The 24,310-nt window shown below is 60.7% G+C and carries 17 protein-coding genes and 3 pseudogenes; 5 read left to right on the forward strand and 15 right to left on the reverse strand.

What is annotated here, in order from left to right; translation table 11 throughout:
• Positions 1 to 59: 59 nt before the first annotated feature.
• The 6 genes from RS887_RS11915 to RS887_RS11940 are packed head-to-tail and all read right to left on the reverse strand — an operon-like array spanning position 60 to position 4,308.
• Positions 60 to 1,739, reverse strand: coding sequence for an AMP-binding protein (locus RS887_RS11915; RefSeq protein ID WP_322615541.1), 1,680 nt, complete (start codon positions 1,737 to 1,739; stop codon positions 60 to 62).
• Positions 1,736 to 2,281 (reverse strand): hypothetical protein, encoded by a 546-nt coding sequence (locus RS887_RS11920; protein WP_322615542.1) that lies wholly within the window; start codon positions 2,279 to 2,281, stop codon positions 1,736 to 1,738. Before RS887_RS11920 ends, RS887_RS11915 begins: the two co-directional genes overlap by 4 nt.
• Positions 2,278 to 2,532: an acyl carrier protein gene (locus RS887_RS11925; RefSeq protein ID WP_008016985.1), complete on the reverse strand. Its 255-nt coding sequence runs from the start codon at positions 2,530 to 2,532 to the stop codon at positions 2,278 to 2,280. The genes RS887_RS11920 and RS887_RS11925 overlap by 4 nt, the downstream gene beginning before the upstream one ends.
• 9 nt (positions 2,533 to 2,541) lie before the next feature.
• The gene (locus RS887_RS11930) at positions 2,542 to 2,817 is read right to left on the reverse strand and encodes a phosphopantetheine-binding protein (protein ID WP_322615543.1); all 276 of its coding nucleotides are present in this window, start codon (positions 2,815 to 2,817) and stop codon (positions 2,542 to 2,544) included.
• Positions 2,795 to 3,607, reverse strand: coding sequence for a lysophospholipid acyltransferase family protein (locus RS887_RS11935; RefSeq protein ID WP_322615544.1), 813 nt, complete (start codon positions 3,605 to 3,607; stop codon positions 2,795 to 2,797). The genes RS887_RS11930 and RS887_RS11935 overlap by 23 nt, the downstream gene beginning before the upstream one ends.
• Positions 3,583 to 4,308 carry a beta-ketoacyl synthase chain length factor gene (locus RS887_RS11940; RefSeq protein ID WP_322615545.1) on the reverse strand — a complete coding sequence of 242 codons (726 nt, stop codon included), beginning with the start codon at positions 4,306 to 4,308 and terminating at the stop codon, positions 3,583 to 3,585. Before RS887_RS11940 ends, RS887_RS11935 begins: the two co-directional genes overlap by 25 nt.
• 355 nt (positions 4,309 to 4,663) lie before the next feature.
• Here RS887_RS11940 and RS887_RS11945 point away from each other — a divergent pair, with 355 nt between their 5' ends.
• A complete protein-coding gene (locus tag RS887_RS11945; RefSeq protein ID WP_322615546.1) occupies positions 4,664 to 5,434 on the forward strand; it encodes a ParA family protein in 771 nt (256 codons plus the stop codon).
• Positions 5,435 to 5,563: 129 nt separating this feature from the next.
• On the opposite strand, the gene trxC is transcribed toward RS887_RS11945, so the two are convergent.
• The 6 genes and pseudogenes from trxC to RS887_RS30575 form a co-directional block, all read right to left on the reverse strand.
• Positions 5,564 to 5,998 carry a thioredoxin TrxC gene (gene trxC, locus RS887_RS11950; RefSeq protein WP_111284148.1) on the reverse strand — a complete coding sequence of 145 codons (435 nt, stop codon included), beginning with the start codon at positions 5,996 to 5,998 and terminating at the stop codon, positions 5,564 to 5,566.
• A 73-nt stretch (positions 5,999 to 6,071) separates the two neighbouring features.
• Positions 6,072 to 7,535, reverse strand: a complete 1,464-nt coding sequence (selO, locus tag RS887_RS11955; protein ID WP_322615547.1) for a protein adenylyltransferase SelO — start codon at positions 7,533 to 7,535, stop codon at positions 6,072 to 6,074.
• A gap of 48 nt (positions 7,536 to 7,583) precedes the next feature.
• Entirely contained in the window at positions 7,584 to 10,952 is a 3,369-nt protein-coding gene (gene mscK, locus RS887_RS11960; protein ID WP_322615548.1) for a mechanosensitive channel MscK, read from the reverse strand.
• Between the two features lie 34 nt (positions 10,953 to 10,986).
• The gene (locus RS887_RS11965; RefSeq protein WP_322615549.1) at positions 10,987 to 12,729 is read right to left on the reverse strand and encodes a potassium/proton antiporter; all 1,743 of its coding nucleotides are present in this window, start codon (positions 12,727 to 12,729) and stop codon (positions 10,987 to 10,989) included.
• Positions 12,730 to 12,947: 218 nt separating this feature from the next.
• Positions 12,948 to 13,820, reverse strand: coding sequence for a methyl-accepting chemotaxis protein (locus RS887_RS30570; protein WP_416339969.1), 873 nt, complete (start codon positions 13,818 to 13,820; stop codon positions 12,948 to 12,950).
• Positions 13,821 to 13,850: 30 nt separating this feature from the next.
• A pseudogene (locus RS887_RS30575) lies at positions 13,851 to 14,597 on the reverse strand (MCP four helix bundle domain-containing protein); the annotation flags it as partial.
• Positions 14,598 to 14,848: 251 nt separating this feature from the next.
• On the opposite strand from RS887_RS30575, the gene RS887_RS11975 reads away from it, so the two are divergent.
• Both RS887_RS11975 and RS887_RS11980 read left to right on the forward strand, forming a co-directional pair.
• Positions 14,849 to 15,079, forward strand: a complete 231-nt coding sequence (locus tag RS887_RS11975; protein ID WP_056852308.1) for a hypothetical protein — start codon at positions 14,849 to 14,851, stop codon at positions 15,077 to 15,079.
• Positions 15,076 to 15,378: a cell division protein ZapA gene (locus RS887_RS11980; RefSeq protein WP_322615551.1), complete on the forward strand. Its 303-nt coding sequence runs from the start codon at positions 15,076 to 15,078 to the stop codon at positions 15,376 to 15,378. Before RS887_RS11975 ends, RS887_RS11980 begins: the two co-directional genes overlap by 4 nt.
• Before the next feature lie 50 nt (positions 15,379 to 15,428).
• On the opposite strand, the gene RS887_RS11985 is transcribed toward RS887_RS11980, so the two are convergent.
• Complete coding sequence (locus RS887_RS11985) at positions 15,429 to 15,629, reverse strand: hypothetical protein (RefSeq protein ID WP_322615552.1); 201 nt, start codon at positions 15,627 to 15,629, stop codon at positions 15,429 to 15,431.
• Positions 15,630 to 16,016: 387 nt separating this feature from the next.
• Between RS887_RS11985 and RS887_RS30580 the strand changes: the two are divergent.
• Together RS887_RS30580 and RS887_RS30585 are read left to right on the forward strand one after the other, a co-directional pair.
• Positions 16,017 to 17,045: pseudogene (locus RS887_RS30580) on the forward strand (cache domain-containing protein); the annotation flags it as partial.
• Positions 17,046 to 17,177: 132 nt separating this feature from the next.
• Positions 17,178 to 17,909 (forward strand): methyl-accepting chemotaxis protein, encoded by a 732-nt coding sequence (locus tag RS887_RS30585; protein ID WP_416339970.1) that lies wholly within the window; start codon positions 17,178 to 17,180, stop codon positions 17,907 to 17,909.
• Positions 17,910 to 18,052: 143 nt separating this feature from the next.
• On the opposite strand, the gene RS887_RS11995 is transcribed toward RS887_RS30585, so the two are convergent.
• Positions 18,053 to 19,855: an acyl-CoA dehydrogenase gene (locus RS887_RS11995; protein WP_322615554.1), complete on the reverse strand. Its 1,803-nt coding sequence runs from the start codon at positions 19,853 to 19,855 to the stop codon at positions 18,053 to 18,055.
• A 255-nt stretch (positions 19,856 to 20,110) separates the two neighbouring features.
• Positions 20,111 to 24,060, reverse strand: a pseudogene (putA, locus tag RS887_RS12000) (trifunctional transcriptional regulator/proline dehydrogenase/L-glutamate gamma-semialdehyde dehydrogenase).
• Positions 24,061 to 24,310 lie beyond the last annotated feature (250 nt).

Genomic DNA, 24,310 nt, shown 5'->3' on the forward strand with positions numbered 1-24,310 from the left:
TCACAAATCCAGTGTGGGAGCGAGCCTGCTCGCGATTGAGTGCGCAGCACTCACTCAGCTTATGCATGCGCCGCCTCCAACAAGATCCGCCCACTGGAACACGTAGCGGTTTCGTTGCGATAGGCAAAATACAATTTGCCGCGCGCCGGGTCGAAGCGCAGGTGCAGCTGGATTTCATCGCCAGGGCGCACCAGTTGCTGGAACTTCAAGACTTCCATGCCGGCGAATTTTTTCGGCAGGTTCATCAGTTGCTGGCCCAGGCTCAACGCCCACTCCACCTGCACCACGCCAGGCAATACCGGCGCCTTGGGGAAATGACCGCTGAAATAGGCCAGGTCCGGTGGCACGGCCAGTTGCAGGCTCCACTCGCCATTGCTTTCGACTTGCTCCAGCACCTCTGGGGCTTTTGGGCGTGGCGCCGACAGCAGGGCGTCGACGTCGGCCTGGGGCAGTTTGCCCTGGGCGTTCAGCGGCAGTTGTCGCAGCAGGCGCCAGCGTCTTGGCAGGGCCAGGGCTTCGCAGTGTTGGTTCAGGTATTGGCGCAATGGCTCGGTGAGGCTGCGTCGGCCCTGATTGCGCAGAACATGCAAACCGGCCTCGCTCAGCACCAGCAACGCCCCCAGGGAGGCGCGGTTTTCCTGAACGACGCCGAGCCGCGCTTCGACCACCCATTCATGGGCCATCAGCGCCTGTTCCAGCATCGGCAGCGAGATGCGTTTTTCTTCCAGTTTGACGATCCGGTCCAGTCGCCCGAGCAGTTCGAAGCGACCATCGGCCGCGATGCGCGCTGAGTCGGCAGTCTGTTCGACATGGCCGCCAGGCAAGTAGGGTGAGGCGATCAACAGCGCCCCATCGCTGTCTTGAGTCAGCGTGACATCGGCAAAGGGCCGCCAGAGTTCAGCGCCCTGGCGCCAGGCGATGCCACCGGTTTCCGAACTGCCGAAAATCTCTGTTGGCCATTGCCCCAGACGCTCATGCAGGCTCTTTGCGGCCTCGACTGGCAATGCGCCGCCGGAGGAAAACACCCGGCGCACGGCGCTCAAGGCCGGCCAGTCGAGGTTGTCGCCCATGCGTTTGAGCAGCGCCGGGCTGGCCACCCAGGCGAAGGCCGGGTACTCGCGGCTGGCGCGTTGCAGGTCTTCCGGAAAGGCCAATTGCCGACGTACGAACGGGCGCCCGGCGCACAGCGGCCACAGCACCCGAAACAACAAACCGTAGATGTGCTGGGTGGCGACGCTGCCAATGATGCATGCCGGGCCCAGGCCAGAGCCCCACAGCTGTTCCAGGGCTTCTACTTCATTGGCCAGTTGGCGCAGGTGTTTTTCGATGCGCTTGGGTTCGCCACTGGAGCCTGATGTGCACAGGCTGAGTTGGCAGTGATCGAGGTCCAGCGCCGCCGCACTCAGCGGCGGATGACGAAAGTCGCTCAGGTGTGCATCGTCGGGCTGATCGCTCAGCCACAGATCAACTTCGCCTGACCAGCGTTGGCGGGTCTGCGGTTGCAGGTCAGACGGCAGCAGCACGCTGACCCCGGCACGCCAGGCGCCAAGCAATGCGATCGCCAGGTCGGCCGCATCCTCAAGGTGTACGGCTATCTGCCGTACGCCCCGGGCTTGCAGGCCGGCAGCCAGGCGCAGTGCCTGTTCGCACAGTCGGGCGTGATCCAGCGCCGGGCCGGTCGTTACGGCGCGGTCCGGCTGGGCCTTGAGCAGCAGGTGCTCAAGTTTTATCCAATTCATGGGTGGCCTCGTACCCTTATTCGTATCAGCCATTCAATGGCAAACATCAGGCCTATCAATCCGTAGGAAATCAGGCCGGTGTACAACGTCCACCAGCTCAGCGGCGCCCAAAGGGTCAGGGCGGCGGCACACAAACCGTTGCATAGAAAAAAAACGCTCCAGGCGATGGTCACCTGACGGGTATAGCGAATGCCCTCGGCCGGCAATTGCGGCTCGCGTACCCGGGCCAGGCGCTCAACGATCGGCGGGCCGAATGTCAGGCTCGAGCCGAACAGCACCAGCATGAAAGCGCTGATCAGCACCGGATACCAGCGCAACAGCACCGGGCTGTCGAACAGTGCCAGCAACAGGCAGAACACCATGGCCACCATCGCCATCCACAGGCTGCCAGGCCGTCGTTTGCCGGTCAGCGCCCGGGCCAGCCACAGTCCACCCAGCAGCAGGCCGAACTGCCAGGGGGCGAAATGCTCCATGCCGAAATACACCGCAAAGGGATACAAGAGGCCTGCCAGCAGCAGGCCGAGGCCAATCAGTCGACTCATGCGGCCGGTTGAACCAGGCGGTAGACCGCCTCGACCACGTCACTGACGGTACGCACCGATTTGAACTCTTCGGCGGCGATTTTCTTGCCGGTCTGACGTTTGATGTGATCAATCAGGTCGACCGCGTCGATGCTGTCGATTTCCAGGTCTTGATACAGGTTGGAATCCAGGCTCACACGCTGGGGGTCCAGTTCGAACAGCTCGACCAGGGCATCGCGCAGGGTGTTGAAAATGTCGTCACGAGTTTGCATGGTCCGGTCTCAAGCTGCCTGTTTTGCGGTGACGAACGCCGCAAGGCTCGCCACGTTACTGAAGTGGTTACGTGTGTCTTTGGCGTCGGCGTCGATCTTGATGCCGTACTTTTTCTGGATGGCCAGGCCCAGTTCCAGGGCGTCCACCGAATCCAGGCCCAAGCCCTCGCCGAACAGCGTCTGTTCGTTGCCGATGTCTTCGGCGCTGATGTCTTCGAGCCCCAGGGCTTCGATGATCAGCTCTTTGATTTCCAGCACCAGGCTAGGGGTGTTCAGATCGCTCATCTTCGGCGAGCTCCTTGATGAAGTAAGAATGCAAATAATCGTTGAGCTTGCGCGAGGCTTGCGGAGGCGGCCCCTGCTTGGCGAAAGTCTGTGGGTCTATATCGGCCCCAACCCGGAAACTGAAGTGCACACGCCGCTTGGGGATGCGATACCAGGGCTCGGCCTTGGTCAATGTGGTCGGGTTGACCTTGATAATGACCGGGGTGAGGATTTTCGCACCACGCACGGCGATTGCCGCGCCGCCCCGATGAAAGGCCGGTGCCTGGCCGGGGCGGGTGCGCGTTCCTTCGGGGAAAATGATCAGGGTCTGGCCGTCTTTCAGCGCGTCGGCAGCCGCGTCGAGCATGTCCATGCTGCCGTCGTTGCTAATGTATTCGGTGCAGCGTAGCGGTCCGCGGGTGAAAGGGTTTTCCCAAAGGCTTTGCTTGACCACGCAGTTGGCGTGGCGCACCAGGCCGATCAGAAACACCACGTCGATCAGCGATGGGTGATTGGCAACGATCATTTGCCCTGGACGACCGAGTTTTTCCGCACCTTCAATGTTGTAGGTCAGCACCCCGGTACGGGCCATGAAACGCACAAAGATCCAGAAACAGCGGCTGACCGTTTGCCGGGCCCGCAGCCGATGGGTCCGGGCGTCGCCCGGCAGACAGTTCAGCAAAGGGAAAATCACCAGGCGCAGGCACAGCCCGCCCACCCCGAACAGGGCAAAGCTCGCGGCGGTGGCCAGCAAGCGCCAGTAATAGGCGTCGCGGTTTTTCTCGGTCACGGGTTGCGTTGCCAGGTCCATACACGATTTTTCCAGGCATGTTGGCAGGTGGTTTGCTGGCCGAGCAGCATACGCAACAGATTAAGTGCGTGTGGCCAGCGGGGGTTGGACAACGCATCCGGGGCGCTGTTCAAGGACAACTGCCAGTCGGTACCCGGTGTGATCAGCAGGCCGACGGCATAAGGGAACGGCACGTCGTCGATCCAGGTCGAGTAAGCCTCGGGCGGCTGCTCTTCGGTGACCACCAGCAGTACCGCGCGAGCGCCTTCAGCCAGCAGTGCGGCAGCTTCCAGCATGCCGTGTTCCAGGCCATCGCCTGCGGCAGCCAGGGCCGTCATTTCGCTGGTTTCACCCCGCATGATCGACCACAAGCCAATAATCGCGTTGTGCACGGACAAGCTGAACTGGGTCGGTGACAGCGGCTGGTCGGCGGCCAGGTCACTGAGGATGTCGACGGTGCGGGGCGTTTCGCCGTGACGGGAAACAAAGACCAATGGCAGATCCTGCCGGCCTTCGGCCAATGGCCAGCCGACACTGAAGGCCATCCGCGCCAGGCGGCTGAGCCGACGGCGCTGCATGGCCGGCAGAAAGGAAACGTCTGGAACGGCATCGCTGTGCGGCAGCACGACCGGTTGTCGGCTCCAGGCCTGCCAGTCGTCCACGCTATCAAGCCCCGGGGCCCAGGCACGCCATTGGGCGATGTTGAAGTTGATCACAGACATTCATCCCACCCTCACGGGCTTACTTGACGCGGGGAGTGGCCAAGAGCCGAGACTCACCCTGCGTGGCGTTTGGCGCCGAGTGGTGCGCATTATCCCGGTGCCGGGAACGTGTAGCAAATGCTGGTTACATTTTGCTCAGCAAGATGAAGCGGCGGGCTCGCAAAAATTGAACGATTGGCAATTATTCACAAAATCATTGCCCCGTCTGTCGGTTCCTGCGCCGAACTATCGGGCCGTTCAGGACTTTTCATGCAAGAGAAGGCAACTGACTGTGTAGTCCCTTTACCGAGAAGGTAGCGAAGCAACGCGGCGGACCACTACACTCGGTCATTCTTTGATACACGGAGGTTTTGACATGCGGCGCGTGGTGTTCAATCAGAAAGGTGGCGTTGGCAAATCCAGCATTGCCTGCAATCTGGCGGCGGTCAGTGCCAGTGAGGGTTTTCGCACCTTGCTGGTGGACCTCGATGCCCAGGCCAACTCCACTCAGTACCTGACGGGGCTTACCGGCGACGACATCCCGATGGGCATCGCCGATTTCTTCAAGCAGACGCTGTCTTCCGGGCCCTTCTCCAAGAAGAATCAGGTCGACATCTACGAAACCCCGTTCGATAACCTCCATGTCATTACCGCCACCGCCGAGCTGGCGGACTTGCAGCCAAAGCTTGAAGCCAAGCACAAGATCAACAAGCTGCGTAAGTTGCTTGAAGAGCTGAGTGAAGACTACGACCGGATTTACCTCGATACCCCGCCAGCGCTGAATTTCTATGCAGTTTCAGCGTTGATTGCCGCCGATCGTGTGTTGATTCCCTTCGATTGTGACAGTTTTTCGCGCCAGGCCCTGTATGGCCTGATGGCGGAAATCGAAGAGTTGAAGGAAGACCATAACGAAGGCCTGGAAGTCGAAGGCATCGTCGTCAACCAGTTCCAGGCCCGTGCCAGCCTGCCCCAGCAAATGCTCGACGAACTGATCGCCGAAGGCCTGCCGGTGTTGCCGGTGTACTTGGCCAGCTCGGTCCGCATGCGCGAATCCCACCAGGCCAATACACCGCTGATCCATCTCGACCCGCGGCACAAGCTGACCCAGCAGTTTGTCGAGTTGCACAACCTGCTGGAAAACGCCTGATTCTGGCTGATAACACAGAACCCCTGTGGGAGCGGGCTTGCTCGCGAAAGCGGTGTATCAGGCGACATCTCTTTTGAATGTCAGCCCGCCTTCGCGAGCAAGCCCGCTCCCACAGGGTTCCGTGTTGCTTCAGATCCCCTGGCTACGCAACCAGCTCATCAGCTGCGGTAACGGGAAGGCCCCGCTCTGCCGGGCGACTTCCCGGCCGTTCTTGAACAGGATCAGGCTCGGAATCGAGCGAATCCCCAATTGCGCCGACAACTGCTGGTTCGCCTCGCTGTCCAGTTTGGCCAGTCGGCACTTGCCCTCCAGTTGCCCGGCCGCCTGCTCGAACACCGGTGCAAACGACTTGCACGGCCCACACCAGTCCGCCCATACGTCCACCAGCAGCGGCAGATCACCCTTGATCTGGCTGGCGTAGTCGCCTTGCTTCAATTCAAACGGTTTGTTCAGCAGGACTTCGGCCTTGCAGCGTCCGCATTTGGGGTGATCGTTGAGGCGCTCGGCGGGAATGCGGTTGAGGCCGTTGCAGTGGGGGCAGGGGATGTGGAGTGGGTCGGTCATGACAAGTCGTCCAGTCGAAAGCGAATGATCCCTATCTGGAGTCGTATCTCCAGGTTTTCAATTGTGCAGTGCCTCACGATGAACAACTGATCTCCAGATGCTTGCCCCATTCCGGCGGCCTCTCTGCATAGCTTTCCATCCCTGGTTGATCCTCGAACGGATTGCTCAACACCGCGTGCAGTCGGCGGACTTCCGAGTAGTCGCCGCTTTCTGCCGCAGTGATGGCTTTTTGTGCCAGGTAGTTGCGCAGGATGTACAGCGGGTTGACGGCGTGCATTCGTTGGCGGCGCCGCTCTTGATCAAGTGCGCCTTCACGAGCCACCCGGGCGATATAGCGCTCGCCCCAGGCATCAAAGCCCTTGAGGTCGACGAAGTCATCACGCAAGCGGGCGATGGCCTGTTCCGGTGCTTCATCACCCAGACGACGGAAAAACAGGCTGTAGTCGACGCCGCTGTTTTGCATGAGTTGCAGCAGGCTCTCCAGCAATGTCTGGTCATCATCCTGCGCAATGGTCAGGCCGAGGCGGCGGCGCATCAGGTCCAGGTAATGGGCCTGGAACAGCGGCAGGTACAGGCCGAGGGTTTCGCGCAGGGCTTCGACGCTGATGAACGGCGTCAGGGCCTGGGCCAATGCGCTGAGGTTCCACTGACCAATCGGCACCTGGTTGCTGAAGGAGTAACGGCCCTGGTCGTCGGAGTGATTGCAGATGAAGTTGGCGTCGAAGTCGTCGAGGAAGGCGAACGGGCCGAAATCGAAGGTGATGCCGAGGATCGACATGTTGTCGGTGTTCATCACCCCGTGGCAGAAGCCATAGGCCTGCCACTTGGCGATCAGTTCGGCATTGCGCTCGACCACTTCGCGAAACATCGCCAGGTACGGTTCCGGTTGCTCCAGGCACTCCGGGAAGTGCATGGCCAGTACGTGATCACCCAGTACTTTCTGCTGCTCGGGGCGCTTGGTGTAGTAGAAATATTCGAAGTGGCCGAAGCGCACATGGCTCGGCGCCAGACGCAGGACCATGGCCGCGCGCTCCTGTTTTTCGCGCCATACCGGGGTGTCCGAGCCGATCACGCACAGGGCGCGGGTGGTCGGGATGTTCAGGGCGTTCAGGGCTTCGGAAGCGAGGAATTCGCGGATCGACGAACGCAGTACCGCCCGGCCATCGCCCATGCGTGAAAACGGCGTCTGGCCGGCGCCCTTGAGGTGCAGGTCCCAGTGCTCGCCGGCCTCGTTGTACACCTCGCCCAGCAGCAGGCCACGACCGTCGCCCAGTTGCGGGTTGTAGGAACCGAACTGATGCCCGGAATAGACCATCGCCCTCGGGATCGCGTCGGCCCAGAGCTTGTGGCCGCTGAACAGTTCGGCGAACTCCGGGGTTTCGGCCACGGCCGGGTCGAGGTCCAGCAGCGCCATGGCGGCGGGGCTGGCCACCACCAGGCGCGGATTGTCGATGGGCTCGGGCAGCACATGGGCGGAAAACGCGTCGCCCAGGCGGTCGTAGCGATTATCGAAGGTCAGTTCGTCGAGGGCTTTCAAGGGCCGGCTCCAGCAGAATGTCCGAGCATTCTGCTGGGGAAAGGCCGGTTAGTCGAGTTTGGCGGCGGGCGGTTCTTGCGGCGGTTTGCCGTCGACCAGTGGCACGATGGTTTTCGCTTCCGGCTCGATCGGCACCATCTTGTATTCCTGGCCGTGCAGGTTCTTGAGGTAAACCTCCATCTGCCGGAACGAGATATTGATGTGCTGCTTCTTGAACTCGCGGTTGATGAAGCGGTTGACCTCGTCGAGCACCGGGTTGCGGTCACCGAGGTCGCGCACGTGCATGCGCAACTCGTGGTCCAGGGTGCTTTCGCCGAAATTCAGGAAGTACACATGCGGCTCCGGGTCTTTCAGGACGCGCGGGTTATCGCGGGCCGCCTTGAGCAGCAGTTCTTTCACCAGGTCCAGGTCCGAGCCGTAGTCGACGCCGAGCTTGAGGGTCACCCGGGTGATGGTGTCGGTCAGCGACCAGTTGATCAGTTGCCCGGTAATGAACGTCTTGTTCGGGACGATGATGTCCTTGCGGTCGAAGTCGGTGATGGTCGTGGCGCGAATGCGAATCTTGCTCACGGTACCCGACAGGTTGCCGATGGTGATGGTGTCACCGATCCGTACCGGACGTTCGAACAGGATCATGATGCCGGAAATGAAGTTGGCGAAGATCTCCTGCATGCCGAAACCGAGGCCGACCGACAGTGCCGCCACCAGCCATTGCAACTTGTCCCAGCTGACGCCGAGGGTCGATAGCGTCGAGACGAAACCGACGCCGGCAATCACATACGAGAGCAGCGTGGTGGTCGCGTAGGCGCTGCCCTGGGCCAGGTTGAGTTTCGACAGCACGAACACTTCCAGCAGGCCCGGCAAGTTGCGGGCCAGGGCGAAGGTGATGCCGATGATGATCAGCGCGCCGAGCATGTCGCCGATGCTGATCGGCACCATGCTCATGTTGGCGCCGGTACCGCTGGTGTATTCGTAGAGGGTGATGTTGTCCAGGTACGAGAACACCGAGATCAGGTCGGCCCAGACCCAATACAGGGCTGCCATGAAGCCGCCGAGCAGCGCCAGGCGGATCAGGCGCAGGGACTGTTCGTTGACCTTCTCGATGTCCATGCTCGGCTCTTCGATCACCGCTTCGCCGTCGCCGGCCTCCTTGGCGGCCAGCCGCTTGGTCAGGGCGCGCTGGTAAGCCAGGCGGCGGGCCGCCACGCTGAGGCCGCGCACGAACGTGGCTTCGATCACCAGCCAGAACATCAGCAGGTACAGCGTGTTGATCAAGCGGTCGCTGAGTTTCAGCGCGGTGTAGTAGTAGCCGAAACACACTGCCACGAACAGTGCGACGGGCAGGGCGGTAAACAGGATCCCCACGACCTTGCGGAACAGCGAGGCGTTTTTGTGGGTCGGGCTGCTGATGAGCAAACGACTGAGCAGCAAGGTCATCAAGGCGTAGCAGGTGAGCACCACCGGCATGCCGATCACGTCATCGGCCAGCGCCGCCGGTTGCAGTTCGGCAACCGCCACCACGGTTACCAGCGCCATGACCACCATGCCCAGGCGACGGACCCACCTGCGCAGGAATTCCACCTGGGGCTTTTCCCAACGGAAATGCAGTTCCGCCACACCACCCGGCGCGAGGATCCGGTAGGCGGTGTAGAACACCAGCCAGGCCCCGGCCATCTGCAGTAACGCCGCGCCCATATTGGCGTTCTGGCCGCGAGCGTCGATTTGCAGAGCCAGCCCGCACAGTGCGAGGCCCAGGGAAACCGGCATCGCCAAAAGAATATTGATCAGAATCGCCTGCGGTGTGTGCCACTGGCTATCTCGCTTGAAATGGCCGATGTCCTGGTGAACCTTGTTCAGGCGCGCGTACAGGCTTTTGCGGCGCCACAGCAACGCACCGATCAGCAGCGCCAGTGGCAGGAACAGCAGCGGGCGCTGGGTCAGGCCATCAGCCAGTTCGCTCAGGCTTGAAAGTACCGGAAGTGAATCGAGTTGATGCTGGAGGCGATCCGACACACTGCGAAACCACTCCGGGTCCAGCGGCTTGTTGCTCGGAATCCAGAACATCTGTTCATCGAGGGTCGCCCGCAGGCTTTGCGCCGTGCTGAGCAGTTGCTTCTGGTTCAGTTGCAGGGTGATGGATTCATTGAGCACCGCGCTCAGTTCGCGATTGAGGCGCTCCAGCAGGTCGACGCGGGTGGTGGCCAGTTCCATCAGGCTTTTGCGCAACTGCGGTGTGACTTGCTCGGGCGGCTGGGTCGACAGCAGGTTCTCGACGTAGGTGGCCGGGCTGCTCAGCAACTCCCGTTGCTGGCTGACTTCGAACTGATACAGGCGAATGTCGGCGATCTGGTCGGCCAGGTTGCGGTCGAGCCGCAGGCGCGGCAGCGCTTGTTTCTGTTTGTAGAGAATCTTCGAGAGCAGCAGGCTGCCTTTGAGCACATTGATTTGCTCGTCCAGGGCCGAGTCGCTCTGGGTCAGGCTGTCCAGCTGTTGCTTGGTCTGCAGGTTTTGCTGGGTGACTTCGTTGAGGCGGTCGGTGCTTTTGAGCAGGTAGTCCGAGAGCTTCAGGTTGGCCGCGCTTTCGGTGGCCAGCAGGCTGCTGCCGCCGGCTTTCTGCGCTTCGATGGATTGCTGGGTGACCGTTTCCTGGGACAACGCCAGACGCTTTTGGTTGATCAGGGTTTGCAGTTCCTGGATTTCCCGATCCAGGCGATCGGATCGCTCCGACAGCAGGTCATGCTGGCTGTTGCCGAGGTCTTGCAATTGGGTATTGCCGGCCAGTTCCTGACGGCGCAGCGGGATCAGGGCGTTCAGCGCTGCCAGCTCGGCATTGAGCTGGTCGCGCTGCTCGGCGCTCAAGGCCTTGCCGCTGTCCTTGCCGTTCTTGAGGATGTTGTTGATCTGCTGAATGCGTGTCTGGCTGCTGGATATTTCCGCCTGGGCGCGCTCGGGGCGGGTCTGGGCGGTGATGATCAGGCTGTTGGCATCGCCCAGGGCTTTTTGCAGATCACTTTGCTGGGTGGAGCGCTCGGTAAGCATTTGCTCCAGCTGCTGGATCGGTTCCTTGGCGAAACGCTGCGCTACCGGTACCACGGTGCTGGCCTTGAGGCGGGTCAGTTCGCGCTGGTTCTCGAGCGTCTGCTTGGGTGCAGAACTCAACGTTTGCTTGAGATCGGCCAGCTTCTGCTCGTAGTCACGCTTGTTGTTGAGCTGGGTCAGCGTGTTTTGCAGGACGGTTTGCAGGGCCTTCTGATCGGCTTCCGGCAATTTGCGGTCGGCAATCTTGTCCAGGCTCGCCTGCACGGCTTCGCTGGAGGGCGGTTCGGCCGCTTGCACCGCTTGCGACAAGCCAAGGGGGCCGACAGAGAGACTCAAGCCCAGCAGGGCAATGGCGAAAATGGAGCGCAGGTTAGGCATAGAGACCGGTCAAGCAAGTGATAGAGGAAGCAGTTTAGAGGAAGAGGCCGGGACTCGGGCGACTTCCTTCGGGGAATCTGACGCCCACTTTGCCGATCTTGTTCCCGTCCATGACCGCCACGGTCCAGATGGTGTTGTTCCATTCCACCTGGTCACCCACCACCGGTGCGCCGCCGACTTTCTGGGCAATGAAGTGGCCCAGGGACATGTCCGGATCGATGCCTTCGACCTTCAGCCCATACAGGGCCGCAACCGCAGCCAGCTGGGCGTCTCCTTCCAGTACGAAGTCGCCGAAGAAGCGCAGATCGAGGCCTCGTTGTGGCGCCTGGCTGAAGAGTTTTCCGAGGGCCGGCAGGTTGTGTTCATGGCCGATGACACACAGCAAATCACCGACTTCGAGCACGGTACTACCCGACGGATGGAGCAATTGTTGACCACGAAACAGGGCGGCGATGCGGGTGCCTTCGGGCATTTTCAGCTCGCGCAGGGGCGAACCGATGCACCATTTTTCCGCGCCGAGACGATAAACGAACAGTTCCCACTCGCTGGTGACATGCACTTCCAGGGCCGAGCGGGAGATGGGAGCAGGCTCCGGTGGCACCGTCACTTTCAACAGCTTGGCGACCCACGGCAGGCTCGTGCCTTGAACCAGTAGCGACACCAGCACGATAAAGAATGCGAGATTGAAGTACAGCTGGGCGTTGGGCAGGCCGGCCATCAGCGGGAACACCGCCAGAATGATCGGGACCGCGCCGCGCAAGCCGACCCAGGAGATAAACGCTTTCTCGCGACCATGGAACGCTTTGAACGGCAGCAGACCAACCAGTACCGACAGTGGCCGGGCGAACAGAATCATCCACAGCGCCAGTGCCAGTGCCGGCAAGGCAATAGGCAGCAGATCGTGAGGCGTCACCAGCAACCCCAGCACCAGGAACATGCCGATCTGCGCTAGCCAGGCCATGCCGTCGAGCATGTGCAAAATGCCGTGGCGGCTGCGTACCGGACGGTTGCCGATCACCAGGCCGCAGAGGTACACGGCAAGGAAGCCGCTGCCGTGCAGGGCGTTGGTCAGGGCAAACACCACCAGGCCGCCGGCGATGACCAGAATCGGGTACAGGCCGGTGGCCAGGTTGATGCGGTTGACCAGTTGCAGCATCAGCCAGCCACCGCCCAGGCCGATGACGCTACCAATGCCGAATTCGCGGATCAGGTGGGTCAGCAGGCTCCAGTGCAGGCCGGTCTGGCCGCTGGCGAGCATGTCGATCAGGGTGACGGTAAGGAACACCGCCATCGGGTCGTTGCTGCCGGATTCGATTTCAAGGCTGGCGGTCACCCGTTCGTTCAGGCCTTTGCCGCCCAATAGCGAGAACACCGCCGCGGCGTCGGTGGAGCCGACGATGGCGCCGATCAGCAGGCCCTGGATCAGGTTCAGGTTGAACAGCCATGCGGCCGCCATGCCGGTCAGCCCGGTGGTAATCAGTACCCCGACGGTAGCGAGAGACAATGCCGGCCATAACGCCACGCGGAAACTCGACACCCGGGTGCGCAAACCGCCGTCGAGCAGGATGACTGCCAGTGCGAGGTTGCCGACCAGATAAGCCGTGGGGTAGTTGTCGAAAATAATGCCGCCGCCATCGACGCCGGCCGCCATGCCGACGGCCAGGATAATCACCAGAATCGGGATGCCGAGGCGGGACGACAGTGAGCTCACCAGAATGCTCGCACCTACCAGCAACGCGCCGATCAAGAACAGGCTGTTGATGGTCGTCGCATTCAAAGGCAGTACTCCAGAAAGCTGAAAGGCGGGCACAAACTGACCATGCAGTCCGCGTGCCAGCGATTCTAACCTGTTGAAATGTGATGCTGTCAAAAAGCTTTGTAGGAGCGAGCTCGCTCGCGATGGACGTCAACGATAACGCGTGCTGTCTGGATCAATGCGTTGTCCTTGATGCCATCGCGAGCAAGCCAGCTCCCACAGGGGGCGGTGTTGGCGGATTACAAGCTGAACCGCCCAACCAGGGTGTTCAGGTCCACCGCCAGGCGCGACAGCTCGTTGCTCGCCGCACTTGTCTGATTCGCCCCGGTGGCCGACTGCACCGACAGGTCGCGAATGTTCACCAGGTTGCGATCCACTTCCCGGGCCACCTGCGCCTGTTCTTCAGCGGCGCTGGCGATTACCAGGTTGCGTTCGTTGATTTCGACGATGGCGCTGTTGATGGTGTCCAGCGACATCCCGGCACCACGGGCGATGTTCAGGGTCGACTCGGCGCGTTCGGTGCTGTTGCGCATCGAATCCACCGCGTGCTCGGTACCGCTCTGGATACTGCCGATCATGCGCTCGATTTCGCTGGTCGACTGCTGGGTACGATGGGCCAGGGCGCGCACTTCGTCGGCCACTACCGCGAAACCACGGCCGGCCTCACCGGCGCGTGCGGCCTCGATGGCGGCGTTCAAGGCCAGCAGGTTTGTCTGGTCGGCCAGGCCACGGATCACATCCAGCACCTTGCCGATGTCGCGGGACTCGTTGGCCAGGTCGCCGATCAGGTTCGCGGTGCTCTGCACGTCGGCGCTCATGCGCTCGATGGCGCTCACGGTTTCCTGCACCAGATCACGGCCGTCGCCGGCAGAACGGGTAGCGTTCCTTGACGCCTCGGACGTGCTGACCGCGTTGCGTGCGACTTCTTCCACGGCGCTGGTCATTTCGTTGACCGCAGTGGCAGCCTGTTCGATTTCGTTGTTCTGCCGGGTCAGGCCACGGGCGCTTTCGTCGGTGACGCTGTTGAGTTCTTCGGCGGCAGAAGCCAGCTGAGTAGCGGAGCCGGAAATCCGTTGCAGGGTGTCGCGCAGTTTGTCCTGCATCTTCGACATCGCCAGCAGCAAGCGGCCGGCCTCGTCCTGGCCATCGACCGTGATCGGGCGCGTCAGATTGCCTTCGGCAATGTGTTCGGCGGCGCTCAGGGCATTGGCGATCGGTTGGGTGATGCTGTTGGTCAGCAACCAGGCGAACAGCAGCGTCAGGGCGGTGGCGATCACCAACAGGGTGATCACCAGGTTGAACGCCGAATCGTATTGATCCGCCGCCTGCTGGTTGGTGTCGTGGCTCTGCTGGGTGTTGATTTCCAGCAGTTTGTTCAACACCGCGTTGACCGCTTCGGAGTTGTTGAGCAAATCGGTGTTGAGCAAGCTGCGCAGTTCATCGACCTGATTGTTGCGCGACAAGGTTTTCATCCGGTCTTCGATCTGGCGGTACTGACCCAGCAACTGCACGTATTGATCGTAGGTCGCACGCTCCTGCGGGTTGGCGATCAGCTTTTCGTAGGTCGCCTGGGCGGTGCGAATCTGCTGGTTACGCATCTCCAGCAGTTCCATGGTTTTTTGCTGCACGTCAGGCTCGCGGTTCACCAGCAAGCGATAGGACAACACGCGCAGGCGCAAGGTGAGCTGGGTGAACTCGTCCAGGCTCTTGATACTCGGCACACTGTTGTTGGTGATGTTCTCGGCCGCGCCACGGATCTTGCTCATCTGATTCAAGGCAAACACTCCCAGAATCATCATCAAACCGCCGATCAGGGCAAAGCTGAGGAACGCCCGAGGGGCGATATTCATATTACGAAGGGACATGGCGTTTACCGGGAAAGAGCGCATCCGTGCGGGGCTGAGGCTGCTGTATGAATGACTTATCGGTCGCCGGACTGAAGTCTTGAGCCCGATCTGTTTCAGCCGGTTGCACCTTGTGGCGACGAAGTGCAGGAACCAGATTGGCCAATCACAGTCTTTAAAACTCGCGAGGAAGGTCGCCCGTCAGCAGAATCAAGGCTTTGCGCCTGTATAACCCTGGCATCCACGGTGACTTTTCTTTATCGTACGCGCCCTTTGAAAAAGCCTGGAAATTCAAAATGTTGGAAGCATCCCTAAGCCAATTGGAACAACTGGTCAGTGACCTGGTGCAACAGAACCAGACGTTGCTCGGCACCAACCAAGCCCTGAGCGCCGAACTGGCCCAGGCCAAGGATGAAAACGAAAGCCTGCAACTGAGCCTGATGGAGCAGGAAGAGAAGCAAGGCGCCACGGCGGCTCGCATTCAGGCCCTGGTTGAGCGTGTCAGTGCGGGTCCTGTCAGCGCATGAGTTACAACGCCGCAGGGGTAAAAGTCGTCTCGATCCTGGGAGAGGACTATTCGATCAAGGCACCGGTTGGGGAAGAACAGACCCTGTTGGACGCCGCGATGATGTTGAAGGCAGCCCTGGCCGAAACCAAGAGGAAGTACCCGACGCTGATCGGTGACCGATTGCTGGTGCTGGCCGCGATGAACCTGTGCTCCCAGCAGATTGAAATGCAGAAGCAGCACAAGCTCGAACTCGACCGTTACCAAGAGCAAGTCAGCGCCACGGTTGAAGTGATTTCAAAGGCGATTGGCCAACCCTGAATCAGTCCTGCTACGGCACTCCGAGCCATCCGGAGTGCCTGGAGGGCATATCATTCGTAATGGATGGTGATGCTGTAATCGTTGTTTCTAACATATTCGTACGTCTTGCCAGTAATCGTTTTCTCATCGCCCAACACTATGAGTTTGTCCCCCGTATTGGAGTAAACCAAGTACTCAGGAAGTGTCACATGTTCGGGGAGGGCTAATTTTTCGCCTTTGGTGGACAGGCGAATTTCGGTGAGCTGTTTCATAGTATTGGCTCTCTGTTTGCCATGGGAGGTGGGCATTCTGAAAATGACCGAAATTGATCCTCTTGTTTATTTTCAAAACGCGCTCACACAGTACCAACAGAAACCATCAGTCATAACTGTCAAAAGTGACAGATTTATAGATCGTTCTTCTATGAGCAGATAGGGCAAACATTACCGTTGGTTCTAGTGCATCATCCCGACCTCAATAATAGGTAACTCCCAAGATGATCAATTTGGGCTGATCGGTATTGAACACAACTAATTGAAAAATTGTCTTGCCGATTGTATACAAGCGGCACACCTGTTGCAGTGTTTCAGCCTCTTATTCTTTGGGGGTGCTCCATGCAGTTCTGGCGACGCAGTATTCAATGGCAATTGATCCTGAGTATGGGCAGCGCCTTGCTGGTCAGTATTCTGATCGTGGTCGGCATCTATACCCTGGTGGTCAATCGACTGGCGCAGAACTATCTGGTCGAGCAAGCCTTGCCGTCGAGCATCGAAGCGATGCGCAACGACATCGAGCGCATCCTTGTTCAACCGCTCACGGCCGCCAAGGACATCGCCAGCAACAGCATGGTGCGCGACTGGCTGGCCGAGGGTGAAGACAGTGCCCGTGCCGGTACGTTTACCACCTACCTTGAAGGCATCCGCGCCGAGCACAAGGCCTTTACCGCGCTGATAGTCGGCACGGCGTCCAACCATTACTTCACCGAAAAAGGCCTGGACCGTACGCTCAGTCGTTCCAACCCGAAGGATGCCTGGTTCTATGCGTTTCTCGACAGCAACCAGCCGCGCACCCTCAATATCGATAACGACACGGCCACCGGAGAATTGGCGCTGTTCATCGACCTCAAAGTCGAGCAGGCCGGTAAAGTCGTTGGCGTTGCCGGGCTGGGCCTGAGCATGAAAGAGCTGTCGGAGCTGATCCACAACTTCAGCTTCGGTGAGCACGGCAAGGTCTATCTCGTGCGTTCCGACGGTTTGATCCAGGTCCATCCCGAAGCGCAATTCAGTGGCAAGCGCACCCTGGCCGAGCAGATTGGTGCTACGGCGGCACAAGCGGTGATCAGTCAAAAAGTTGCCACCAGCAGCGGCTTCCAGCGTGACGGCGAAGACTTCCTTGCGTTGAGCCTGCCATTGCGCGATCTCGGTTGGACCCTGGTGGCCGAAGTGCCGCAATCGCAGATCTACGCCGAAGCCCGCCGCGCCATGTGGATGAGCAGCGGTATCGGCCTGGCGGTGGCGATGGTGTGCCTGTTGCTGGTGGTGCTGCTCGCCCGTGGGTTGGTGCGGCCGATTCGTCAGGTAACAGCAGCACTGGTTGCCATCGGTAGCGGTGGTGGAGATTTGACCCACCGGTTAGATTCCAGTCGCGCCGATGAACTGGGCGATCTGGCGCGTGGCTTCAATCGGTTCCTCGACAGTCAGCGCGACATGATCGGTGAAGTGCTGACCACCAGCGAACACCTGCGCACTGCTGTCGGGCAGGTGGCGCGGGTGGTGGACAACACCGCCGAACGTTCCGGACGCCAGCAGGAAATGACCGACATGGTCGCCACCGCGGTGCATGAAATGGGCCTGACTGTGCAGGACATCGCGCAGAACGCCGGCAACGCGGCATTCGCTTCACAAACCGCCCGCGATGAAGCGCTGCAGGCGCGGGAGGTGGTGGGTGGTTCGATCCGCCACATTGAAAACATGTCCCAGGAAATCGGCGTTGCGGCCACGGCGGTGGGTGAACTGGCCCATCAAGTGGCGTCCATCGATCAGGTGCTGGCGGTAATTCGCGGGATTTCCGAGCAGACCAACCTGCTGGCGCTCAACGCCGCAATCGAAGCGGCGCGGGCTGGGGACATGGGGCGCGGGTTTGCCGTGGTGGCCGATGAAGTGCGCACCCTGGCGCGGCGTACGCAATCGTCCACCGATGAAATCCAGCAGATGATCGGCAACCTCAAGCAGGGTGCTGAGAACGCCGTGTCGTCGATGCATTCCGGGCAAGCGGCCACGGGTACCGGTGTGGAGTCGAGCCAGAGGACTGGCGCGTCGTTGACGGCGATTACCGGTCAGGTGGAACGCATCAGCGACATGAACCATCAGGTCGCGACGGCAACCGAAGAGCAGTCGGCGGTGACTGAGGAGATCAACCGCAACGTTCAAGGCATTTCCGATCTCGCGCGGGCGACGGCGGGGGAGATCAGGGCCTGTCGGGATGATTGCCAGACGTTGCAGCGGTTGGCGGATGATCTGGCGCGGCAGATGGGTGGGTTTCGTCTGAGCTGATAAAAGCGTTGTCTGTGCTGACGCTATCGCGGGCAAGCCCGCTCCCACAGGATCAGAGTAGAATCACAATCCTGTGTTCACCGCAAAACTTGTGGGAGCGGGCTTGCCCGCGATTGGATTTCAGCAGCACCGAAAAATATTGATCAGAACCATTCATCCTGCATGTTCAAACAAACATCATCCCGAGCCTCAAGAATCGCCAGTTCATGGTGGCAACCCGGTACTTCCCACGTCAGGAAGTACCGCGCCGCCTGCAGCTTGCCTTTATAGAAGCTCACATCCGCCGCATTGCCCTTGGTCAGGCCTTCCTCTGCACGAATCGCCTGTTCCAGCCAGCGCCAGCCAATGACGGTGTGCCCGAACACCTTCAGGTACAGCGCCGAGTTCGCCAGGCTGCTGTTGACCTTGCCCTGGGCCAGGTCGGTCAGCAGGCCGATGGTCACGGTTTGCAGGCGCGCCACTAGCTTTTCCAGCGGTTCGCGCAGTGGTTTCAGCGACTCAAATGCCTGGGCGCGCTCGGCGGTATCTGCGATCAGGCGGATCAGATGCTTGAGTCCCGCGCCACCGTTCTGCGCCAGTTTGCGGCCCAGCAGGTCCAGCGACTGTATGCCGTGGGTGCCTTCGTGGATCGGGTTCAGGCGGTTGTCGCGGTAGTACTGCTCCACCGGGTACTCGCGGGTGTAGCCGTGGCCGCCGAGGATCTGGATCGCCAGTTCGTTGGCTTTCAGGCAGAACTCCGATGGCCAGGATTTGACGATCGGCGTCAGCAGGTCCAGCAGTTCATGGGCCTGTTTGCGTTCGGCTTCGGTCTCTAGCGTCGTGGTGTCATCGAACAGCCGCGCCGCGTACAGACCGAGGTCGAACGAGCCTTCGACGTAGGCTTTTTGCGTCAGCAGCATGCGTTTGACGTCGGCGTGCTGAATGATCGCCACCGGCGCAGTGTTCGGGTCCTTACTGTCGGGCACGCGCCCCTGCGGACGCTCGCGGGCATATTCCAGCGAGTACAGATAGCCGGCGTAACCGAGCATCACCGCGCCCATGCCGACGCCGATGCGCGCCTCGTTCATCATCTGGAACATGTAGCTCAAGCCGTGGTGCGGCTTGCCTACCAGATAGCCGACGCACTCGCCGTTATCGCCGAAATTCAGCGCGGTGGACGTGGTACCACGCCAACCCATCTTGTGGAACAGGCCGGCTAGCAGCACGTCGTTGCGCTTGCCCTGGCTGCCGTCGTCGTTGACCAGGAACTTGGGCACGATGAATAGCGAAATGCCCTTCACCCCGGCCGGTGCGTCCGGCAGCTTGGCCAGCACCATGTGCACGATGTTTTCCGACAGCGGATGATCGCCGCCGGAAATGAAGATCTTGTTGCCCTTGAGGCGATAAGTGCCGTCAGGCGCCGGCTCGGCACGGGTACGAATATCCGACAGCGACGAGCCCGCGTGGGGTTCGGTCAAGGCCATGGTGCCGAAGAAACGGCCGTCGATCATCGGTTGCAGGAAGCGGCGCTTCTGCTCATCGGTGCCGAAGCTTTCGATCAGGTTCGCCGCGCCCATGGTCAGGAACGGGTAGGAGGTCGATGCGGCGTTTGCCGATTGAAAGTGGGCAAAGCAGGCCTGGGAGAGCAGTGTAGGAAGCTGCATGCCGCCGGCGTCGAAACTGCGTGCGGCATTGAGGAAACCGGCTTCGAGGAAGGCATCCACCGCCGGTTTCACTTCCGGAATCAGAATCGCCTGACCGTTTTCATAGCGCGGCTCGTTCTCGTCACCCTTGCGGTTGTGCGGGGCGAAGAACTTCTCGGCGATATTGCGGGCGGTACCGATGGCCGCATCGAAGGTTTCGCGATTGTGCTCGGCGAAACGCTCACGCCGGGTCAGGCCCTCGGCATCAAGGACTTCATACAGCTCGAAAGCCAGATTACGGGAACTGAGCAACGTCTCGGACATGGCGGCCTACCTTTTATTGGAATGGGCCGAGTCTAGGCGTGGGAATAGAGGCTGAACAGGATGATTGATGAGGGTGATGGTGGGGCAGAGCACCGACTTAGCAGGCGCCCGAAAACAAATGTGGGAGCGGGCTTGCTCGCGAAAGCGGTCCGTCAGTCAACATGAATGTTGATTCTGATGACGTCTTCGCGAGCAAGCCCGCTCCCACAGGTATTGCATTTCAGGCACCTTTGGCAGGTGCCTGATTTATAGCTATTAGCCGATCGTCATCAAGCTGGCATTACCACCCGCCGCCGCCGTGTTGACGCTCAGCGCACGCTCGATCACCAGGCGTTCCAGCGCAATGTTGGTTTCGCCTTGCGACAGACCCTGCACGCCAACGATCGCACCGGCACGTTTGGCAACTTGCTGGCAAACCGCACGCAACTGGTCGGAATGGCCGTGATGCAGAACCGCATCAAATACCACTTCGTCCTTGTTCCAGTCGGAAACCAGCTTGATGCGCGCCTGAATGTCCTTCGGCAGGCGTGCGAACAATGTCTTGGTCAAGTCAGTTTCCGGCCAGACCGCCGAACCACCGACAGCCAGTACTGCCGCCAGTTGCGTCAGCAGATCACCTTCGACCTCCGCCAGGCACAGCACGTGTTCCCGTGGCAGGATCGCGTAGCTGTTGCGCTCGCCGGTCGGGCCAGCCAGAACGCGGGTGATGCCGCTTTGCGATTGTGCGGCGAACTGCACGCACAGGGTGCTCAGGTCGGCAAACTTGTTGCTGTCGGCCCAGGCTTTCAGGGCGGTCAACGGCTTGCTCATGGCGTCGCGCAGACGAACGTCCGGTGCTGCGGCAGCATCGCCGCGAGCGAAGGATTGTTCGATCGCATCCGCAGGGCGCGTCGACAGCAGGCGGTACAGGTACAGCGGGCCACCGGCTTTCGGGCCAGTCCCCGACAGGCCTTCGCCGCCGAATGGCTGCACGCCGACCACGGCACCGACGATGTTGCGGTTGACGTAGACGTTACCGGCATTGACGGTGTCGATCACCTTGGCGATGGTTTCGTCGATGCGGGGTGCACGCCCAGGGTCAGGCCGTAGCCGGAAGCGTTGATCTGTCCGATCAGTTGATCGATGTCTTTGCGCTTGTAGCGAACCACGTGCAGCACCGGGCCGAAGATCTCCCGCTGCAACTCGTCGAAGCTTTCCAGTTCGATCAGCGTCGGCATCACGAAGGTGCCGCGTTTGACTTCTTCGGCATCGGCGATGGCCACCTGGTACACGCTGCGACCTTTGTCGCGCATGGCCTGGATGTGTTTCTCGATGCCGGCTTTCGCTTCAGCGTCGATCACCGGGCCGATGTCCACGGACAGGCGCTCGGGGTTGCCGAGACGGCTTTCGGCCATGGCGCCCTTGAGCATTTCGATGACGCGGTCGGCGGAATCTTCCTGCAGGCACAAGACGCGCAGGGCCGAGCAGCGCTGACCGGCGCTGTCGAAGGCCGACGATACGACATCGATCACCACCTGTTCGGTCAGTGCCGAAGAGTCGACGATCATCGCGTTCTGGCCACCGGTTTCGGCGATCAGCGGGATCGGACGACCCTGGCTGTCCAGGCGGCCGGCGATGTTGCGTTGCAACAGGCGAGCGACTTCGGTGGAGCCAGTGAACATCACGCCTTTGACGCGCTCATCACCAACCAGGCCGGCACCAACGGTTTCGCCACGGCCCGGCAGCAGTTGCAGCACGCCTTCGGGAATCCCGGCTTCGAGCAGCAGGCGCACGGCTTGAGCGGCCACCAGCGGCGTTTGTTCCGCAGGCTTGGCCAATACCGGGTTACCGGCAGCCAGTGCGGCAGCTACCTGGCCACTGAAGATCGCCAGCGGGAAGTTCCATGGGCTGATGCACGCCACCGGGCCCAGCGGACGGTGGGCGTCATTGGTGAAATCGTTGCGTGCCTGCACCGCGTAGTAACGCAGGAAGTCCACGGCCTCGCGTACTTCAGCAATGGCGTTGGCGAAGGTCTTGCCGGCTTCGCGAGCCAGCAGGCCCATCAGCGGCTGGATCTCGGCTTCCATCAGGTCGGCGGCACGTTCCAGGATCGCGGCGCGTTCGGCGGGTGGCGTGGCCTGCCAGATCGGTGCAGCGTTCAGGGCGCACTGGATCGCGTTGTCGACGTCTTCGACGGTCGCTTCCTGTACATGGCCGACCACGTCACGCAGGTCGGACGGGTTCAGCACGGGAGCCGGGGCTTCGTTGCTGGACGCGCAGCCGAGTATCGGCGCGGCTTTCCAGTGGTTGTGTGCGGTAGCGAGAAGCGCGCAGGACAGCGATGCCAAACGATGTTCGTTGGCCATGTCGATGCCGCTGGAGTTGGCGCGCTCGGAGCCATACAGGTCACGCGGCAGCGGAATGCGCGGGTGCGGCAGGCCGAAACCACCTTCCACGGTCGCCATCTGTTCGATGCTTGCCACCGGGTCGGCCACCAGTTCCTGAATCGAAATCGACTGGTCGGCGATACGGTTGACGAACGAGGTGTTCGCGCCGTTTTCCAGCAGGCGACGCACCAGGTAGGCCAGCAGGGTTTCGTGGGTGCCGACTGGAGCGTACACGCGGCACGGACGGTTCAGCTTGCCTTCGGAAACCTTGCCTACAACTTGCTCGTACAATGGTTCACCCATGCCGTGCAGGCATTGGAACTCGTACTGGCCCGGGTAATAGTTCTGACCGGCGATGTGGTAAATGGCCGACAGGGTGTGGGCGTTGTGCGTGGCGAACTGCGGGTAGATGACTTCCGGTACCGACAGCAACTTGCGGGCGCAAGCGATGTAGGACACGTCGGTGTACACCTTGCGGGTGTAGACCGGGTAGCCTTCCAGGCCCTCGACCTGGGCGCGCTTGATTTCGCTGTCCCAGTACGCGCCTTTCACCAGGCGGATCATCAGGCGGTGACGGCTGCGGCGAGCCAGGTCGATCACGTAGTCGATCACGTACGGGCAACGCTTCTGGTAAGCCTGGATCACGAAACCGATACCGTTCCAGCCGGTCAGTTGTGGCTCGAAGCACAGGCGCTCCAGCAGGTCCAGCGACAGCTCGAGGCGGTCGGCTTCTTCGGCGTCGATGTTCAGACCGATGTCGTATTGCTTGGCCAGCAGGGTCAGCGACAGCAGGCGCGGGTACAGTTCATCCATCACGCGCTCGTACTGGGCGCGGCTGTAGCGTGGGTGCAGGGCGGACAGCTTGATCGAAATGCCCGGGCCTTCATAAATCCCGCGACCGTGGGAGGCTTTGCCGATCGAGTGGATGGCTTGTTCGTACGAGGCCAGGTACTTCTGCGCATCGTGCTCGGTGAGTGCGGCTTCACCCAGCATGTCGTAGGAGTAGCGGAAGCCCTTGGTTTCGAACTTGCTGGCGTTGGCCAGGGCTTCGGCGATGGTTTCGCCGGTGACGAACTGCTCGCCCATCAGGCGCATGGCCATGTCGACGCCCTTACGGATCATCGGTTCACCGCTCTTGCCGATGATGCGGCTCAGGGACGAGGTCAGGCCGGCTTCGTTGTGCGTAGACACAAGCTTGCCGGTCAGCAGCAGGCCCCACGTGGCAGCGTTGACGAACAGCGACGGGCTGTTGCCCAGGTGCGGCTGCCAGTTGCCGGTGCTGATCTTGTCGCGGATCAGCGCGTCGCGGGTGCCTTTGTCCGGGATGCGCAGCAGCGCTTCGGCCAGGCACATCAGTGCCACGCCTTCCTGGGACGACAGGGAGAATTCCTGCAATAGGCCCTGAACGATACCGGCGCGGCCGCCAGCGCTCTTCTGGTTGCGCAGTTTTTCGGCAATCGAAGCGGCTAGTTTGTTGGTGGCTTCAGCCATCGGTGCCGGCAGGCGTGCCTGCTCGATCAGCATCGGCACCACTTCTGGTTCCGGGCGACGGTAGGCGGCGGTGATCGAGGCGCGCAGCACCGATTGCGGCAGGATGCTTTCGGCGAATTCGAGGAAGCACTGGTGGGCGTGATCCAGAGGCGCGTCGACGCTGTCGTCGGAATCCTTGGTCAAACCGCTCAGCTCGGTCAGGGTTGCACCACCCTCGAGTTTTTCCAGGTAATTGAAGATTGCCTGCTTGATCAGCCAGTGCGGCGTGCGATCAATCGAAGTCGCGGCGGCCTTGAGGCGTTCGCGGGTCGGGTCGTCAAGTTTGACCCCAAGGGTGGTGGTAGCCATGTTTTTATCCTCATGTTTGCCACGACGGCGTGGCATCAGCTGGCGGCAAGATTAGCCGTGCAACTGTTGAGGTGCAACCGGGTGCAACCCTTTTTTTGTCGGAATATTACGCAGCTCGTCAGGAAATAAATTCTGGTACGACAGTGCTGCATCTGCTTGGTGCTTTTTAAGGTGGTTGGCTTCCGTTCTTGCTCCGAAAGGGAGCAAAAAGCCGGGTATAAAATTTATTTACAGTTGGGTGCAACTTATT

The organism is Pseudomonas sp. BIC9C (assembly GCF_034541995.1).
Lineage (GTDB): Bacteria > Pseudomonadota > Gammaproteobacteria > Pseudomonadales > Pseudomonadaceae > Aquipseudomonas > Aquipseudomonas fluorescens_CC.

Excerpts from the sequence above, each read along its gene's own strand:
- RS887_RS11940 (WP_322615545.1), bottom strand. The coding sequence starts at position 4,308 with ATGTCTGTGATCAACTTCAACATCGCCCAATGGCGTGCCTGGGCCCCG.
- RS887_RS11985 (WP_322615552.1), bottom strand. The coding sequence starts at position 15,629 with ATGAAACAGCTCACCGAAATTCGCCTGTCCACCAAAGGCGAAAAATTA.
- RS887_RS11980 (WP_322615551.1), top strand. The coding sequence starts at position 15,076 with ATGAGTTACAACGCCGCAGGGGTAAAAGTCGTCTCGATCCTGGGAGAG.
- RS887_RS11930 (WP_322615543.1), bottom strand. The coding sequence starts at position 2,817 with ATGAGCGATCTGAACACCCCTAGCCTGGTGCTGGAAATCAAAGAGCTG.
- RS887_RS11920 (WP_322615542.1), bottom strand. The coding sequence starts at position 2,281 with ATGAGTCGACTGATTGGCCTCGGCCTGCTGCTGGCAGGCCTCTTGTAT.
- trxC (WP_111284148.1), bottom strand. The coding sequence starts at position 5,998 with ATGACCGACCCACTCCACATCCCCTGCCCCCACTGCAACGGCCTCAAC.
- RS887_RS11915 (WP_322615541.1), bottom strand. The coding sequence starts at position 1,739 with ATGAATTGGATAAAACTTGAGCACCTGCTGCTCAAGGCCCAGCCGGAC.
- mscK (WP_322615548.1), bottom strand. The coding sequence starts at position 10,952 with ATGCCTAACCTGCGCTCCATTTTCGCCATTGCCCTGCTGGGCTTGAGT.
- RS887_RS11945 (WP_322615546.1), top strand. The coding sequence starts at position 4,664 with ATGCGGCGCGTGGTGTTCAATCAGAAAGGTGGCGTTGGCAAATCCAGC.
- RS887_RS11935 (WP_322615544.1), bottom strand. The coding sequence starts at position 3,607 with ATGGACCTGGCAACGCAACCCGTGACCGAGAAAAACCGCGACGCCTAT.
- RS887_RS11975 (WP_056852308.1), top strand. The coding sequence starts at position 14,849 with ATGTTGGAAGCATCCCTAAGCCAATTGGAACAACTGGTCAGTGACCTG.
- RS887_RS11925 (WP_008016985.1), bottom strand. The coding sequence starts at position 2,532 with ATGCAAACTCGTGACGACATTTTCAACACCCTGCGCGATGCCCTGGTC.
- RS887_RS30570 (WP_416339969.1), bottom strand. The coding sequence starts at position 13,820 with ATGTCGAAGATGCAGGACAAACTGCGCGACACCCTGCAACGGATTTCC.
- RS887_RS30585 (WP_416339970.1), top strand. The coding sequence starts at position 17,178 with ATGGTCGCCACCGCGGTGCATGAAATGGGCCTGACTGTGCAGGACATC.
- RS887_RS11995 (WP_322615554.1), bottom strand. The coding sequence starts at position 19,855 with ATGTCCGAGACGTTGCTCAGTTCCCGTAATCTGGCTTTCGAGCTGTAT.